The 16,695-nt window shown below is 47.3% G+C and carries 17 protein-coding genes; 4 read left to right on the plus strand and 13 right to left on the minus strand.

Annotated features, from left to right (window positions below):
* Window positions 1-9 precede the first annotated feature (9 nt).
* Both AB4484_RS05320 and hppD read right to left on the minus strand, forming a co-directional pair.
* Window positions 10-1,170: a homogentisate 1,2-dioxygenase gene (locus AB4484_RS05320; RefSeq protein WP_372076783.1), complete on the minus strand. Its 1,161-nt coding sequence runs from the start codon at window positions 1,168-1,170 to the stop codon at window positions 10-12.
* Window positions 1,163-2,236 (minus strand): 4-hydroxyphenylpyruvate dioxygenase, encoded by a 1,074-nt coding sequence (gene hppD / locus AB4484_RS05325; RefSeq protein WP_372076785.1) that lies wholly within the window; start codon window positions 2,234-2,236, stop codon window positions 1,163-1,165. Before hppD ends, AB4484_RS05320 begins: the two co-directional genes overlap by 8 nt.
* 83 nt (window positions 2,237-2,319) lie before the next feature.
* Between hppD and AB4484_RS05330 the strand changes: the two genes are divergently transcribed.
* Entirely contained in the window at window positions 2,320-2,502 is a 183-nt protein-coding gene (locus AB4484_RS05330) for a hypothetical protein (RefSeq protein ID WP_372076787.1), read from the plus strand.
* A 94-nt stretch (window positions 2,503-2,596) separates the two neighbouring features.
* Here the strand turns inward: AB4484_RS05330 and AB4484_RS05335 are convergent, their stop codons facing one another.
* From AB4484_RS05335 to AB4484_RS05360, 6 genes are all read right to left on the minus strand, one after another.
* The gene (locus AB4484_RS05335) at window positions 2,597-3,256 is read right to left on the minus strand and encodes an HAD family hydrolase (protein WP_280543788.1); all 660 of its coding nucleotides are present in this window, start codon (window positions 3,254-3,256) and stop codon (window positions 2,597-2,599) included.
* Between the two features lies 1 nt (window position 3,257).
* Window positions 3,258-4,277 carry an ABC transporter ATP-binding protein gene (locus AB4484_RS05340; protein WP_372076789.1) on the minus strand — a complete coding sequence of 340 codons (1,020 nt, stop codon included), beginning with the start codon at window positions 4,275-4,277 and terminating at the stop codon, window positions 3,258-3,260.
* Complete coding sequence (locus AB4484_RS05345) at window positions 4,277-5,062, minus strand: ABC transporter permease (RefSeq protein WP_372076791.1); 786 nt, start codon at window positions 5,060-5,062, stop codon at window positions 4,277-4,279. The genes AB4484_RS05340 and AB4484_RS05345 overlap by 1 nt, the downstream gene beginning before the upstream one ends.
* Complete coding sequence (locus AB4484_RS05350) at window positions 5,062-5,955, minus strand: ABC transporter permease subunit (protein ID WP_050651180.1); 894 nt, start codon at window positions 5,953-5,955, stop codon at window positions 5,062-5,064. Before AB4484_RS05350 ends, AB4484_RS05345 begins: the two co-directional genes overlap by 1 nt.
* Window positions 5,952-6,851: an alkaline phosphatase family protein gene (locus tag AB4484_RS05355; protein ID WP_372076793.1), complete on the minus strand. Its 900-nt coding sequence runs from the start codon at window positions 6,849-6,851 to the stop codon at window positions 5,952-5,954. Before AB4484_RS05355 ends, AB4484_RS05350 begins: the two co-directional genes overlap by 4 nt.
* A 61-nt stretch (window positions 6,852-6,912) precedes the next feature.
* Window positions 6,913-8,016, minus strand: a complete 1,104-nt coding sequence (locus AB4484_RS05360) for an ABC transporter substrate-binding protein (RefSeq protein WP_372076795.1) — start codon at window positions 8,014-8,016, stop codon at window positions 6,913-6,915.
* Between the two features lie 211 nt (window positions 8,017-8,227).
* Between AB4484_RS05360 and AB4484_RS05365 the strand changes: the two genes are divergently transcribed.
* Window positions 8,228-8,956 carry a UTRA domain-containing protein gene (locus AB4484_RS05365; RefSeq protein ID WP_372076797.1) on the plus strand — a complete coding sequence of 243 codons (729 nt, stop codon included), beginning with the start codon at window positions 8,228-8,230 and terminating at the stop codon, window positions 8,954-8,956.
* A 121-nt stretch (window positions 8,957-9,077) separates the two neighbouring features.
* Here AB4484_RS05365 and AB4484_RS05370 read toward each other — a convergent pair whose 3' ends face one another.
* The 4 genes from AB4484_RS05370 to AB4484_RS05385 form a co-directional block, all read right to left on the minus strand.
* A complete protein-coding gene (locus tag AB4484_RS05370; RefSeq protein WP_061037768.1) occupies window positions 9,078-9,932 on the minus strand; it encodes an amino acid ABC transporter ATP-binding protein in 855 nt (284 codons plus the stop codon).
* Window positions 9,925-10,590 carry an amino acid ABC transporter permease gene (locus tag AB4484_RS05375; protein ID WP_372076800.1) on the minus strand — a complete coding sequence of 222 codons (666 nt, stop codon included), beginning with the start codon at window positions 10,588-10,590 and terminating at the stop codon, window positions 9,925-9,927. The genes AB4484_RS05370 and AB4484_RS05375 overlap by 8 nt, the downstream gene beginning before the upstream one ends.
* 134 nt (window positions 10,591-10,724) lie before the next feature.
* On the minus strand, window positions 10,725-11,366 hold the full coding sequence (locus tag AB4484_RS05380; RefSeq protein WP_017066356.1) for an amino acid ABC transporter permease: 642 nt from the start codon (window positions 11,364-11,366) through the stop codon (window positions 10,725-10,727).
* A gap of 131 nt (window positions 11,367-11,497) precedes the next feature.
* Window positions 11,498-12,364, minus strand: a complete 867-nt coding sequence (locus AB4484_RS05385) for a transporter substrate-binding domain-containing protein (RefSeq protein WP_048614201.1) — start codon at window positions 12,362-12,364, stop codon at window positions 11,498-11,500.
* A gap of 263 nt (window positions 12,365-12,627) precedes the next feature.
* On the opposite strand from AB4484_RS05385, the gene AB4484_RS05390 reads away from it, so the two are divergent.
* Window positions 12,628-14,142 carry a PLP-dependent aminotransferase family protein gene (locus tag AB4484_RS05390; RefSeq protein WP_372076804.1) on the plus strand — a complete coding sequence of 505 codons (1,515 nt, stop codon included), beginning with the start codon at window positions 12,628-12,630 and terminating at the stop codon, window positions 14,140-14,142.
* 167 nt (window positions 14,143-14,309) lie between these two features.
* On the opposite strand, the gene AB4484_RS05395 is transcribed toward AB4484_RS05390, so the two are convergent.
* Complete coding sequence (locus AB4484_RS05395; protein WP_372076985.1) at window positions 14,310-15,626, minus strand: aspartate aminotransferase family protein; 1,317 nt, start codon at window positions 15,624-15,626, stop codon at window positions 14,310-14,312.
* A 362-nt stretch (window positions 15,627-15,988) separates the two neighbouring features.
* Between AB4484_RS05395 and AB4484_RS05400 the strand changes: the two genes are divergently transcribed.
* Entirely contained in the window at window positions 15,989-16,684 is a 696-nt protein-coding gene (locus AB4484_RS05400) for a sulfite exporter TauE/SafE family protein (RefSeq protein ID WP_372076987.1), read from the plus strand.
* Window positions 16,685-16,695: the final 11 nt, after the last annotated feature.

Genomic DNA, 16,695 nt, shown 5'->3' on the forward strand with positions numbered 1-16,695 from the left:
CCTTGTCCCTTATTTCTTATCGTCAGCCATTTCTTTCAAACCAGAGTCTTGCCAACTGTAGACATATTCTTTGTTCTCAACGCTATCGAGTTCATCAGAAAACTGCAGCGCATGGCGAGTATCGATCATCACCGCGACTTCATCGGTAAACTTCTTCTTGTGCGCCAGACCTGCCTTAAAGGCTTTAGGGTGAGGCCCATGAGTGAAACCCGCAGGGTGGAAAGTCACCATGCCCGCTTCAATGTTGTCGCGGCTAAAAAAGTCACCAGCGTGATAGAAGAGTACTTCGTCATAGTCGTCATTGTTATGGTAAAACGGCACTTTCAATGCTCCAGGATCGCTCTCAATTGGGCGTGGCACAAAGGTACACACCACAAAGCCCGCACCAACAAACGTCGTGTGCGCAGAAGGTGGCAAGTGGTAACGATGTGACATCAGTGGTCTGATATCACGCCAATTCACTTTTACCACGGCTAAGTCGCCATGCCAGCCAATTGCATCCAATGGATTGAACGGATAGGTGATGACACTGACTTTGTCGTGGCGCTTCACCTGAACCTGGGTTTGATCTTCTGAATACTGAGCGCGGAATTGGTCATTGATCGAAGGAATCTCAAGAACCGCAGGATCAAACACCGCGTGATTGCCGACCATGCCTTTCTCTGGCAGGGAGTAAGCCGCGTCGGTGTTTTCTATCATCAAGATAAACATCGGCTCGCTTGGCTCTAAACGCCAGTTGGTTGAGCGCGGGATCATCACGTAATCCCCTTCACTCACCTCTAAATGACCATAATCACAATAGAGATCGGCGCTGCCTTGGTGAATGAACAGCAGCTCATCACCGTCAGAGTTACGCACCAAGAAATCCATCTTCTCATCCATGCGCCACACGCGGATTTTGCAGTCCGCATTGTGCAAAAGATGAGGCACAGCCCAAGGGGTTATCTGGCTGGCTTTCTCCACCAGCGTAAAATCAAAAGCGCGAGGACGCAGATCGCCCTCCCACTCAGACCAACCAGTTGGGGCATGTTGGTGATGAAAGTGAGCGGCAGGGCCGAAGAATCCACTTCGGCCCGCCTCTCGCTCATAGATGGCCTCTTCGGGGAAGTCGGCATGCGCTTGTTTCGAGCACACACCCTCCCGATGAGGAAACGAAATCCATTTATGCATCGTCTAATACTCCTCGACGAATCTGGTCCTCTTCAATCGATTCAAATAGCGCCTTGAAGTTACCTTCACCAAAGCCTTCGTTGCCTTTACGCTGAATGATTTCAAAGAACACAGGCCCGATTACTGTCTGCGTGAAAATTTGCAGCAAGATGCCGTCTTTGGTCGGTGCGCCATCAATCAGAACGCGTAAGTCACGCAGCAAATCGGTGTCTTCACCGTGGCCTTTCACACGCTCGTCGACTTTCTCGTAATAGGTATCTGGAGTTGGCATAAAATCCATGCCGCGATCACGCAGGATTTTCACCGTTTTGTAGATGTCATCGGTGGCGAGCGCGATGTGTTGGATGCCTTCGCCGTTGTATTCGCGAATGAACTCTTCGATTTGTGATTTGTCATCTGAAGACTCATTGATTGGAATTCGGATCTTGCCACACGGTGAGGTCATGGCGCGGCTCACAAGGCCTGTCAGCTTACCTTCGATATCAAAGTAGCGAATCTCTCGGAAGTTGCCGATACGCTCATAAAACCCAGACCACACGTCCATATTGCCTTGCTTCACGTTGTGCGTGAGATGGTCGATTTCATACAAGCCAACATTGGCTTCGGCCATGCGCTGTTCCGCATCGTCATAGAATCGGAAATCGACGTCATAGATGCTCTGCTTGCCATAGCGATCCACAAAATAGAGCAGGCTTTCACCGATGCCGTAAATGGCAGGAATGCTCAGCTCCATCGGCCCTATTTCTGTTTTGTACTCTTCACCACCGCCCTTAAACGCTTGTTCCATTGCAGCCGTTGCTTCGTTAACACGAAAAGCCATGCCGCACACCGATGGTCCATGTACCTTGGCGAACGCTTCCGCTTGGCTGTGTGGTTGTTCATTAACGATAAAGTTGATGTCACCTTGTCGATACAGCCAAGCCTCTTTTGAACGATGCTTGGCGATCTCAGCAAAACCAAGTGACACAAACAGCGCTTTAAGTTGCTCAATTCCCTTGTGGTCAACGGCCGTGTATTCAACAAACTCGAATCCATCCGTACCAAGCGGGTTGTATGTATCCACCATGAACTTTCTCCTTGTACCTATTGGTTTTGTATTACGTGGTTTTTGTCCTTAATTAAATCTGGCCCACAAGCGGAAAGATTGGAATGGATAGAAGGAAATGGACAATAACGCTAAAAACCCGTCAAATTGTAAAATATTTGTTACACGCAAAACCTCACAACAACAAAGTTAGTACTATCAAGGGATTGAAAGATGGTGGTTTGATTTACAGCAGAGCAAGAGATGTTATCGAATTGTTACATGCGCAATTTTATCAGTTAAGGTGATAAATCGAACATTAGATTGATGATGCAAAAAAGCCGCTGTAGTCAGCGGCTTGATGAGTTCTAGAACGAACCTAATTCAAATATCAGAATCGCGTTAATCCCAGTTGAGAATCGACCAATTCGGTTGATCGGCTAACGCTTTCAAACGCGGACATGGGTTCACCAGATAGGCAAAGTCAGCGTGTTCACACAAAGGTAAGTCGTTGATTGAATCCGTATAAAAGTGAATGTCTGAGTAGTTGGTTTCTTGATTGTCTAACCACTCTTTTAAACGCGTCACTTTACCTTCACGGTAGCTTGGCACACCTGATATTTGAGAAGTAAAACGGCCTTGGTTTTCAATCAAATCAATACCGAGTGCGTTCTCGATACCAATCTTACGGCCGACCGCTTCCACTAAGAAAGTCACGCTGGCAGAGATGATCAACATGTCGATATCGTCACGCTCTAACTGCTCAATCAAAGGTTTCGACTGCTTGAACTGTCTAGGCAAAATATGCTGTTCAACACACTCTTCCACCAGTGCCGTCACTTGCTCTGTTGGCATATCGGCTAAAGGCTGCATGGAAAACGTGAGGTAATCTTCCATGTTCAGTTTGCCTTCCGAATACAGGCCCATTAAGCGCTTATCTTCTTCAATAAAGTTGGGCGCAGTGGCAATGCCCTTTTCAACCAAGAACTCATTCCAGAGCATCGCTGCATCAGCATTGATCAGCGTTTCGTCCATATCAAATACATACAAAGGTTTGAACATCTTAGGCTCTCACAGGTTGAATTTCGTTTAGGTTAAACAGGAGTTCAAGTTGGCTGCCGTTTGCCAACAGTCGCTCAGAGGAACGGTTCAATAGATCGACCGTTAATTCACATTCATCGACATCCACTTGGTAGCGAATCACGTTACCCAAGAGCTGGTGGTTACGAATGATACCCGTTTTCGGCGCGGAGATATGCTCGCCATACTTTCGACCTTGCTCTTTAACGTAGATAGATTCAGGGCGAATCGCCACCTTCCACTCGGTTTCAATGTTGAAAAGTTGCTTGGCTTTGTTCGCTTGCACCAGATTGTAGTGCCCCATGAACCCAGCAACAAACTCATTGGCAGGTTGAGTGTAGATCTCTTCGGGTGTGCCTGCTTGTACGATCTCACCTTTATTCATCAAAAAGATGCGGTCAGACATGATCATCGCTTCTTCTTGATCGTGGGTCACGAAGATCGTGGTCAGGTTCATCTCTTTTTGAATATCTCGGATCTGTTGGCGTAGGTGTTTACGGATCTTCGCATCCAGCGCTGAAAGCGGTTCATCGAGCAATAGAATGCGCGGCTTGACCACCAAGGCTCTTGCCAAGGCCACACGCTGACGCTGACCGCCCGATAACTGATGCGGGTAGAACTTTTCTTTGCCCGTTAAGTCCACCAGCCCAATCACTTTCGCGACTTCGCGCTTAATCTCGTTAGCAGCAAGCTTTTTCATCTTCAGGCCAAACGCAATGTTGCCTTCAACCGTCATGTTCGGGAACAGCGCATAAGATTGAAACACCATGCCGATGCCACGCTGTTGCGGCACTTGGTGAGTAATCTCTTCACCGTTCACCCAGATCTCGCCACCATCAACAGGATTCAGGCCTGCCAAGCTGCGTAATAGAGTCGATTTACCACAGCCACTTGGGCCAAGCAGAGTAATGAATTCGCCCTTCTCGATGGAAAATTCAATATCTTCAAACACCGTGTTGTCACCAAAGCTCTTGGTGAGGTTTTTTGCATTTACATAGCTCATTATTTTGTTCCCTGGCTGAAACGACTTGCCAACCAAGTCAGTAAGAAAATAAACAGGAAGTACGTCATCACAAGGGCTGACGTGAAGTGGCCGCTGGTTTGACGCATGTTGTATAGGTAGATTTGCAGTGTCTCGTAGCGTGTACCCACCAAGATGTTGGCGAACACGAACTCGCCTAATAGGAACGAGAACGACAAGAACAATGACGCCATTAAGCCTTTCTTAAGGTTTGGCAGAATAATCAACAAGAACGCCTTGGTGGTACTTGCACCGAGCAGATGTACTGCATCCATCAAGTCGTGCAGATTGATCGCTTCGAAGCTGTTGGCAATCGCGCGGTACATGAATGGCAGCGCGATAGTGAAGTAAGTACCAATCAGGATCCATGGTGTGCCTATCAAGGAGATTTCGCTATCAGCATACAGCTGAAGCAAGCCAACCGACGACACCACGGGTGGCACAGCGAATGGCAATAAGATCAAGATATTCATCACCTTGTCGAGCTTCGGGAAATAGTAAAACACCACGAAAATCGCAGGCAGAACCAACACCACACTCAATGACAGCGCAGCCACACAGATAAACAGTGAACGGCAAAAGGCTTGTAAGAAGCGAGGATCCGTCAACAGGTTGATGTACCAATCTAACGTGAAACCATCCGGCAGGATCGTTGCGCCCCAACGAGAAGAGATCGAGTAGATAAAAGTCGCTAAGATCGGGATCATCATGATACCGACAATCGAATAGACAACCGTTTTATGAAAGCGAGTATTGACGGTGTTCATTACTTTCTCTTCCCTGCGTAGCTTTTGCTGATCAGCCATTGGTTAATCACGGTGATGAAGGCTAGCATCGCCATCAGAATCACAGAAATTGCAGCAGCTAGGTTTGGTTCTAAGAACAAGTCGCCCGATACCAAGCTCGCGATTCGAATCGTAATCACGTTGTAGTTGCCCGAGGTCAACGCATACACGCTCGCGTAGGCGCCAATCGCATTTGCAATCAAGATGATGAAGGTGCCGAACAAGGCAGGAGATAACACAGGCAGCGCGATTTTGGTCCAATACTGCCAAGTTTTCGCGCCAAGCAATGCCGAAGCTGCTTGCCAGTCGTCACTCAAGGCATCAAACGCTGGATACAGCAATAAAACCGCCAATGGGATCTGGAAGTAGATGTAAATCGCTAGCAAACCCCACTTGCCGTACAAGTCAAAATCACCCAGTAATCCATACTGCTTGAGCAATAAGGTGATCGCACCATTGGTGCCCAAGATGATGATGAAGGCGAACGACAGAGGCACACCAGAGAAGTTGCTGCTCATATTGGTGAAGGCAATCACCGCATCGCGGATTTTAGAATCAACGCGGCGCAATGATGAGACGAGCAGAGTCGCAATCGCTAAGCCAACAATGCTCGACCAAATCGACAGCCATAAACTGTTACCGAAGGCCTGCATCATGAAGGCAGAATCGAATATCTCAGAGTAGTTTTCGAGAGAGAGCTCATCATCGTAGAAGAAGCTGTTGATCAGCACCCAAACCATAGGTGCCAGTTGGAACAGATAGAAAAACAGTGCGAAAGGCGCAAGCCACAAAGCGGGCTTGAAGCGTTGAAACAAAGATTTGGTTTGAGGTTTAAGCGCAGAGCCATCGTTCTGCGTGATTACAGAACTGCTCATAAGGCCAACAATTCCTGAGTGTAAGATTTATCGTGTTCAAGGTTGAGTAACTGACAGACGCTGCCGCAGATGTCGGTCTGTTTCACTGAACATTCTTGGTGTGTGAACTTATCGCCAATCACAAAGAATGGCACTTCACGCTCTTCAGGCAGAATGCCACCGTGAGACAAGTCATTGTTCATGCCATGGTCACTGGTGATGATCACTTGATAACCATCGTCTACCCATTTCTCAAGATAGTTTGATAAGTAAATATCCGCGCCACGTGCACTGTTGCGGTATTGGCGAGAGTCCAACCCGTGCTTGTGCCCTATGTCGTCAATGTTCATTGGGTGAATCAACAAAAAATCAGGCTGATGAGTGACACGCAGGTGCTCAGCATCCAAGAACAAGGCTTCATCTGGGTAGTGATCCCAGTGGTAGAAACAGCCGTGTTGGATGTTCATGGTCTCATCGTTAGTGAAACGGTCGCGTACAGCATCAAATGGCGCTCGGTTATAAAGCTCACTCACCCAATGATATGCCGCTGCAGCCGTCACTTTGCCCTGCGATTTCGCCAAGCTAAAGATCGACTCGTGATTCGACAGACGTACGATTTGGTTGTTAACGATGCCACTCTCGACAGGGCGAACCCCAGTTAAAATGCACTCATACAGTGGGCGTGACATAGATGGCAGTTCACATTGCACAGGGTAAAGCGTGGCGCGCAGCTTGTTTTTTTGCGTGCTCTGCGAAGTGCCCTGTTTACTGTACGAATCGCCCTGTTTTGTCTGCAAATCGCCCGGTTTCTCATACATATCACTTTGCTCTAGAAGACCGTTCAGGTAGCCCATGCAATCACGGGCTACCTGATAGTTCAGTCCATCTAGAACAACAAGGATAACCTTATTGCTCATGGTCTATTCTCTATTGCTTGTTTCTATAAGCCACCCGTTACAGGTGGCGTGTTAAGCGGGGTTATTGCTGGTGAATCAATACGCTTTCTTGCCATTGACGTGGCAGACGACGTGCTGATTTTTCCCATGCTGAGAAGTCAGATACTGGGTGCACGTTGCTGTATTCATCGTTCGAGATCAGCTTGTCTTGTACTGATTGAGGTAGCGTAACGCTGCTACGGATTGGGCGCGCGTAACCTTCTGCTAGGTTGATTTGGCCTTGGTCACTGAAGATGTATTCACGAGCCAACTTCGCCGCGTTCGGGTTTTTCGCGTATTTGTTGATGATGGTGGTGTAACCAGAGATCACTGAACCATCTTGTGGAATGCTTACTGTAAAGCGCTCACGGTCGATCTTGTCGCGGTAGTTCAGTGCGTTGAAATCCCACATGATTGCCACTTCCACTTCGCCTTTTTCAAGGTTCGCGATGCTTGGATCTGTGTAAGACAGGCGGCCTTGCTTCGCTAGCTCACCAAAGAATTTAATCGCTGGTTTTAGGTTCGACTCGTCACCACCGTTAGCAAATGCAGCCGCTAGAATTGCGTTGTTTGCTTGCGCGGCTACGCCTACATCACCGACTGTGACTTTGTAGTCACCTTCTAGCAGGTCACTCCAAGATTTTGGTGCATCTTCAACAAGGTTGTTGTTTGAAATGAACGAGATAGTACCTGTGTAAGCCAGAGCCCAGTGACCATCTTTGTCTTTCGCCCAATCTGGAATGTCATCCCAAGTCGTTGGCTTGTATGGCTGCGTTACGTCTTTCTGCACAGCGACACGTGCAAAGGCGAAACCGACGTCACCGATATCTGCGGTTGCGTTTCTTTTCTCTGCTTCAAATTTTGAGATCTCTTGGGCCGAGCTCATGTCTGTATCTTGATGCTTCAAACCGTAGTTCGCTTTCAGATCAGCCCATGTGCCTTTCCAGTTTGCCCAACTGTCTGGCATACCCACACTGTAAACCGCACCCTCTTTTTGAGCGGCTTCAATCAGTGACTCAAGATCAGCATCCTTCGCCATCGCTGGCATTGAAAGTGTTGCCGTTATTAGCGTTGCGCCGATTAATTTTGCAGGTGAACCAATCAGTTTGGCTGGCGATACAGTTGAACGGCTAAGAAAAGTTTTCATTGTCTCTATCCCTCTGGACTAGGTCAGTAAGTTCGTTTTGTATGCTATCGCCGGAGTGTGACGCTTTCGCGCAAGTTATTTGACAGTTAGGATGCATTTCCGTGGCAGTTATATTTCACCCATATGACAGCAAGCCTTTGTTTACTGTCACATTCCTGTTAACTCCGTGGTTTACCTTATTGAGCACACGAACTTATGGACTAGATCAGTAATGAGAACATTGGCTACAGGGCAATCAGGGACACAGCTAGGCAGAATTAAGGCGAGCATTAGAGAACAGCTTCAATCAGGCATCTTCACCGAAGGGCAAAAACTGCCTTCCGAAAGAGAGCTCAGCGAGCTGTTTTCAACCACTCGAATTACGCTCAAAGATGCGTTGGTCTCATTAGAAACCGAAGGTTTGATATATCGAGAAGAGCGTCGAGGTTGGTATGTGTCACCCGAACGTGTTCGCTATAACCCATTGTCACGTTCTCACTTTCATCAAATGATTCGTGAACAACACCGCATAGCAGAAACCAGACTGCTCAGCACCCGCACAGAGATGGCGGCTGGCGATTACGCCAAAGCATTAGAGATAGAGCAGATAACGCCAATACACGTGATTGAGCGCTTGCGTTTTATTGATGGAAGAGCAGTGCTGTTTGTTGAAAATGTACTGAAAGCGCCCTTGTTTGATGGTGTCTTGTCGGAAAACCTCACCATGTCATTAACAGACATCTACCGAGAAAAATACGGCTACGAGACCCAACGCTCGCGCTTTGATGTGATTCCCACTTCTGCCCCTGCACATGTTGCCAAGGCGTTGAATTTAGCAGAGGGCCAGCCTGTTCTTAAGATCTGCCGAGTGAACTACAAGCAAGATGGCGAGTTGATGGACTGCGAATTGGAGTACTGGCGACCGGACTCTGTGGTGATTCATATTGACAGTATTGGTTAGCGCCACATGGCCATTTGTATAGGTTTAGGTTTGGGAAGAAAAAGCTAACATACAAAAACTCCGACGGATTCAGTCGGAGTTTTTTAAAGATCGAACCTTAAAGTAATGCAAGCCATCTAGCTCATGAATCAAGCTTAAGGAACTGTCTTACCCTTGATGAATCTGGGTTAGTGAAAAACTTCTCTGGGTTGGATTTTTCAATCAATATGCCCTTCTCAAGAAACACCACCTGATCCGACACCTGACGCGCAAACTCCATCTCATGCGTCACCACCACCATGGTGTAGCCCTCTTGCGACAGTTTCTTCATCACCAATAACACCTCTTCGACCAATTCAGGATCGAGTGCTGACGTTGGCTCATCAAACAGCAACACATCCGGCTCCATCGCGAGAGCTCTGGCAATAGCGACACGTTGCTTTTGCCCACCCGATAACATGCTTGGGTAGTTCTCTAGTTTGTGCGACATCCCAACCTTATCAAGTTGCTTACGAGCCATCTCTTCGGCGTCTGATTTCGCTATCTTCTTAACGTGAACGAGCGCTTCCATAACGTTTTGCAACACGGTTAAATGCGGCCACAAGTTGAAGCTTTGGAAAACCATACCAAGGCGCTCTCTGAGTTTCGCCAGCTCTTTATATTTGAGTGGTTTACCCGTTTCAGAGTTGATACCAATGCGTTCATCCCCCATGAAGATCGTGCCGCGCTCTGGCTGCTCTAGCCAATTCATGCAACGCAGTAGCGTCGATTTCCCCGAACCTGACGAGCCGAGAATACTCACCACATCGCCTTTGTTGATGTTGAGGTTGATGTCTCGCAGTACTTCGATGCCATCAAACTGTTTCGACAGGTTTTCAACCTTGATGATCGTCTCTCTTTCTTCCAATAGTGGCTCGCACTCAATCACTTCCAAACTCACGCTCGAAGAAGGGTTAATCGGTGCTTCCGTTTCAATAATCTCTGATTGTTTAAGCATGGCTAAGCCCTCTAAGTTCAACTTTGGTTTGGATTCGTTTGGTGATGGTTTCAAGTGCAATACTCACAGCCCAGTAGAGCGCGATAGCAATGATGAACGCATTCAATGGGATGAAGTACGTTGATTGAATGCTGTTGGCGGCCGCGGTAATTTCTGCGACAGTGATGATGCTAAGAAACGCAGTGTCTTTTAAGCAGATGATGAGTTGGTTAGTGATCAACCGAACCGACTTAAACAACACGTTAGGGGTGATGACTCGGGTAAAAGTTTTTAATTTAGAGAAGCCATAAGCGTGCGCCGCTTCGATATAACCTGGCTCTAGCCCCTTACGAACACCTCGAAAAATCTCACAAAAATAGGTACCGTGATAGAGACTTAGCGCGATGATTCCCGCTGTAATCGCATCAAGTCGAATCCCCACTTGCGGCAGCCCGTAATAGAGCAGATACGCTAAGATAAGAAACGGCAAGGTGCGCATCATACCTATCAAACTATTGATGGTGTACTTCACACCAAGTTTTGAGTTTTCTAGGCAATACAACAAACCGATGCCAATGATGAAACTCAAGATTGAAGACGAAACAAAAAGATAAAAGGTGGTCACAAACCCTGAAACAAACAGCTCTTTTTGTTGCCAGATAATATTCCATTCTTCCATATTTACTCCTTAAACTTACCCGCTCAATAACGCATCACAAGCAGGTAAATGGTGTTTCTGACCAAGTAGCCATGACGGCTAAACTGTGGCTGTTGTTGATAGCTGTGACTGAGGTAGATTACTGCTAGCCACACTTACTGCTGCAGATAAGTAGCTCGGTTTTCAGCCACCGCTTGCAACTTCACCAACACGCCAATAATCAACATGTATATGGCACCGGCACATAGAATCGGCCCAAGTGGTTCATAAGTAACCGCAGAGATTCGATTGGTGACACGGGTTAAGTCGACGATACCGATCACCGCAATCGCTGGGCTGCCTTTGATTAAGAACGACATCTCATTCACTAGCGCAGGTAGGCTCATGATCACCATTTGCGGGAACATGATGCGGCGAAAGTAAGTGATGCGTCTCATACCAATGGCTTCTGCTGCTTCCATTTGCCCTTTTGAAAAATTAAGAAAGGCGTTGCGCCAAATCTCTGCATTGAATGCCGATGTATTGAGTGTCAGAGCTAAAATGGCAGAAACGTGCTTATCTAAATTGATGCCAAATGAGGGAAAAGAAAGGAAAATAAATAGAGCCAGAGTCACCAAAGGCGTTGCTCGCGCCCAACTAACGTAAATGCCCAACATTTGATCCACAAACGGGATTTTCATCATTCTAACCAAGGCAATCATTAAGCCGATGACGACACCTAATACAATCGATACTGCCGATATCCATGCCGTTGCCCACGCGCCCTGTAGCAACTGTTCCCAAGCGTAATAATCCATAAACGACCTCTTTGATCAGCGACTTCTTTCGATAGATTGTGCGCCAATGACTCATGGGTTAAACCGCTTTGAACCCATTGGCATGGACACAAACAGTCGCTAACTGTTTGTGTCGGCGCATGCTTATTCATCTATTGAACGGCTGTTAGCTTGCGATACTGCTCAACCGAAGTAATGGCTTCTGAAGGCAGTTGGTCGAACGATTCACCGAACCACTTCTTCTGCAGCTCTGCCATTTTTCCTGTTTGCTCAAGGTGTAGGAAGAATTCCGTTAGGTAAGCCAAAAGCTCAGGATTATCTTTAGGAACTGGCCAGCTCACGAAACCTGGGCCAGAGACTGCTTCGCCTTTTTTGAATACCTTTGACTTGGACTTCACCACCTCGTTAACCGAAACCACACTGTTGATCACATAGTCGATACGGCCAATTGCCAAGTCGGAATACGCTTCTGGATAAGATTGATACTGAACCACTTTCCCTAAGGACTTACCTTGTGCTTCTAGCATCTCTTCCAGCTCAGGAAGTCGCTCTAGCAAGGCACTACCCGCTTGTAGCCCCACCGTTTTGCCGTCTAGATCCGCGACAGTATTGATGTCGTCATCACCCGCTCGGGTTAAGAAGTAGTGCTGTGCTGAAGCAATCGGTGGAGTAAAGTCAAAGGCCTTTAAGCGGGCGTCGGTAATGATCGCTCCGGTTAACGCCACATCGTATTGGCCTGCGGATACTGACGCGAGTAACCCTGTCCAAGGTAAGATCTCTTGTTCAATATCGAACTTCGAATATTCACGCAGTTCATCAAGCAGATCTTTATTAATCCCAGCCGGATTACCACGATCGATGTAGTTGAATGGCGAATAGTTATCTTCTGTCGCCACTTTCATAAAACCTTGCTTTTCGATGGCTGCAAGCTCGGATGCTTGTGCGATACCAAAACAACCCAGTACAACTGTTGCTGCCGCTGTTGAAACCCATGCCTTCATCGTCATTCCCTGTTTCATACGCTTTCCTTATCGAGATTATTTGCCTGCCTTTACTTTATGAACGGAATGCCTCGAAGACGTAGAGCCAATTTAATTTTCAGGTTGGGACAGAGCAATTTTCTAGTTTGGGACAAAGTAACTTTCGGGTTTGGGACAGGGCATCTTTCACATTAGATACCGTTCAAAAGCCAGTCCTTAAAACATCCATATGAACTCTGGCTCACTTCTTGCTCTTTTATACAAATAGGACCGAGGTTTACTGAGAATAAGGACTGTATCTCATGGCGATAAATCACAATTGTTTCATCGAGTTTGATTCCAAAAGAAGCCTACAAGAACAAGTACGTAGCTATTTGGTGACGGCGATATTGAATGGTATTTTTCCTGCGGAACAAGCGCTTCCGTCTTGTCGCAAGCTCTCTAGCCAATTGGGCGTCTCACGCAATACGGTCTCGTTGGTGTACGACAGTTTGCTCGATGATGGTTATCTCATCAGCAAGCCTCGCAGTGGTTATTACCTGTCAGAAAAGTATCAAAATCCGAGCGAAGAAATCGATGCGAACTTGGATCATTTTGAATCAACAGACAACGACAATGCACCGGATTGGAGCAAGCGAGTAAAACTGCAATTGAGCCAATACCCTCGCATCGTTAAACCCTCGCATTGGAGCTGCTATCAGTACCCCTTTATTTTTGGCCAACCCTCTATCAATGACTTTCCATTAGCGCAATGGCGAGAAGCCACAAGAAAAGTCACTTCAGATCCACATGACCATCGCTGGCTGTGTGACAAGGTCGATAAAGACGTCGACATGCTGGTCGAACAGATACGCACAAGGGTGCTTCCTCAGCGCGGTATTCATGCCCAAAGTGATGAGATCCTCATAACCTTAGGTTCGCAGAATGCGCTGTTTTTGATTTCGACTTTGCTCATGAACCATCAGAGCCGAGTCGGAGTCGAGAACCCCGGCTACAAAGAAGCGAATCACATTTTTAATCTCTCTGGCGCGCAGTTACACCCGCATCAAGTGGATGAACAAGGATTGAGATTCAATGAGCACTCTTCACTGTGTGATCACTTCTATGTCACACCTAGCCACCAAGCCCCAACGGGCGTCACCATGAGTGACAAGCGTCGAGCTCAGTTACTGGAAATGGCCAAAACCAATGATGCGGTGATTATCGAAGATGACTATGACGCCGAGTGCAACGTGGAGTGGAATCCTAAACCCGCGCTGAAAGCCAGTGACAAGGAAGGACGCGTCATCTACGTCAGCAGCTTCTCTAAGCTATTAGCACCCGGCTTAAGATTAGGCTACATCGTGGCACCTGAAGAGTTGATCTACGACCTTAGAATACTGCGTCGCTTGATGTATCGACACGCGCCAAGCCGTGTCCAGATGGAAGTGGCGCACTTTATTGAACAAGGCTACTACGACAGCTTTGTAAGGCGCTTTAGAGAAAACACGCGCCAGCGCTGGAAGCTTATCAACGATGCCGTCTTGAAATACTTACCTGACTGCAAGCGACTGGCTCAGAGTGAACAAGCCAACTCTCTGTGGCTACAAACGCCCAGCCACATCAATAGCCAACGTTTAGCATCACGAGCCGCACAGAAAGGAATACTGATTGAAACCGGGTATTCACACTTCATGACTAATACCGAGACGGAATCGGGCTGTGAAGCATTGTCAGAATATGACCCCAACTCCTATTTTCGATTGGGCTTTCACGCCATCGACAAAGATCTGATCGCACCCGGGATCAAAGAGCTGTCAGAGGTGATGAAGATCTAGCATCATTGAAGAGCGGTTTGAGCAGAGTGATTTAGTGAATAAACGTAAAAAGAGCATCAATCGATGCTCTTTTGTCGTTTCTGAAGGTTAGGTTTGGCACGTTGAAAAGAGCGGGGAATTCTTTGCCAAAGTGCCTTTAATGCTGTGCTGGCTATCTTATTGAAGAATTAAGAAGCGAGTTCAAACAACACTTCATCAATGATCTTAACGCCTTTCTTAATCTCGCTTGGCTGAATAACCAAAGGTGGCGCAACGTGAATGCGGTTATTCACAATGAAGGTCAACAGGCCTCGCTTGGTCAATTGCGCTTTCAATTGCCCCATTTTTTCATTGCTTAAAGGTGTTTTACTTTCACGATCTTCCACCAGCTCTACTGCCCAGAACATCCCTTTACCGCGCACATCACCAATCATAGGGTGCAACTCTTGAAGGCTCAGTAGGAGCGGCCCTAGAACGCTGTTACCGACGTTATCAGCATGCGTGACAATGCCCTCTTGCTCCATCACATCGAGTGTTGCAACGATAGAAGCCATCGCCAAAGGGTGACCAGAATACGTTAAGCCACCCATAAAGAAGTTGGACTTAAAGTGCTCAACGATCGGTTCGCTGACCACCACGCCACCAGCCGGCACGTAACCTGAGTTCACCCCTTTCGCAAAAGTAATCAGATCTGGCACTACATTAAAGTGCTCAAACGCAAACCACTTACCCGTGCGGCCAAAGCCGACCATGACTTCATCGAATATCAACTGAATGCCGTATTTAGTTGCAAGCTCACGCACACCAACAAGGTAGTCTTTGGGCGGAATGAGAAAGCCAGCTGTTCCCGGAATGGTCTCTAGAATAATCGCCGCAATCGCTGTTGGCCCTTCGCATTCAATCACTCGCTCTAAATGCTGCAGGGCACGCTCACTCTCTTCTGCCTCAGTCGCCGCATTGAACTCGCTTCGATAGAGAAATGGATTGAAGAAGTGAACGTGCCCACGGCTATACTCGTTTGGAATTCGACGAAAGTCCCCCGTCGCAGCAATAGCAGTGCCTGTATTGCCATGGTAAGAACGGTAAGCAGATAGCACCTTATCGCGCCCTGTGAATTGTCGCGCCATGCGAATTGCATTTTCGTTAGCGTCTGCGCCGGCATTGGTAAAGAACACCTTCTTAAACGTGCTTGGCGCTTTCGACAAGATGCGCTTGGCCGCCAAACCGCGAGTGAGGTTGGCGGTCGCAGGGGCAACCGTCACCAGGGAATCCGCTTGATCTTTAATCGCTTTGATCACCTGTGGATGTTGATGACCAATGTTGGTATTAACCAGTTGGCTACTAAAATCAAGGTACTCTTTACCTTCGTAGTCCCACATCTTGCATCCTTGCCCACCCGCAATGGCGATAGGCTCCGCTGCTTCTTGAATCGACCAAGAATGAAATACGCTCTTGTCGAGGTCGATAATATCTTGGTTCACAAGCTGTTCTGTTGATACTTCCATTTCATCGTCTCCATTAACAACACTAGATTCACAGCCGCTCGTGCTTGACTCGTCTTCGAGAACGAAAGACACAAAACACGACATTGAAAAGGCTGCGCTATCGGATGGAATAATCTTCATCCCAAACAGGGCGGAGGTCATAGTGTCAGTTTCAACAAAATCGTGGGCCAGTGGATCAGCCCAAACCTCCTCCCCGATCCAACCAACAGCCTGACCCAATCCAATCGTCGATCTGGCTCTATTCAAAATTCTTAGGTGTGAATAGATTGAAAGGCAGACGAGACAAGTCTCATCAAACGCTAATTAACGCAGCAGCAATATCAAAAGCAAAGAGGTGAGCAAGAGTGGAATTAGGGTTGGCGATGACATTGATTCTGTTTGCAGGGGTAGTTCGAGGCTATTCAGGGTTTGGTTTTGCGATTATCGCAGCGCTATCTCTCAGCTTTATTGTTCCACCATTGCAAGCGGTAACCATCGCTATCCTATTGGATTTTCTAAGCACTTTTCCTCTGCTCAACCGAAGTAAAACCACCATCAATATCCGGCTTATTGCACCACTGTGTATTGGCATGTTGGTTGCGGTGCCTTTCTCGCTGTATTTCATTAGCACGATATCGGAATCAGGCTTGAAGGCCTTTATCGCGATGATGTCTTTGGTTGCTGGCACGCTGATTATTTTGGACTTACGCCTCACTTGGCTACACCAACGACACGCGTTTTGGGCAGGAGCCATTTCGGGGTTTAGCATGACCACGGCTTCTTCAGGAGGGCCGCCATTAGTGACGTATTTGATGAACCTAACCATTAAAACCAGTGAACAGAGAGCCACCGCGATTGTGTTTTTTCTGCTGAGTTCAGCAATTTCACTGGTTGGCTTCATATGGATTGGCGCATTTAACCAAGGGTCGTTCATCACAGGTTTATGGCTATTTCCGGCAGCTTTGATTGGCAATGTATTGGGGCAAAAACTGTATCTATCAGTACCGAACTTGTCTGCAAAAACAACGACCGCGCCGATTTTGATCGGCATGGCACTACTTATGTTAATTTCAAATTAGAAGGATGTATT

It is taken from the genome of Vibrio sp. 10N.261.46.A3 (assembly GCF_041472995.1).
Classification (GTDB): domain Bacteria; phylum Pseudomonadota; class Gammaproteobacteria; order Enterobacterales; family Vibrionaceae; genus Vibrio; species Vibrio coralliirubri.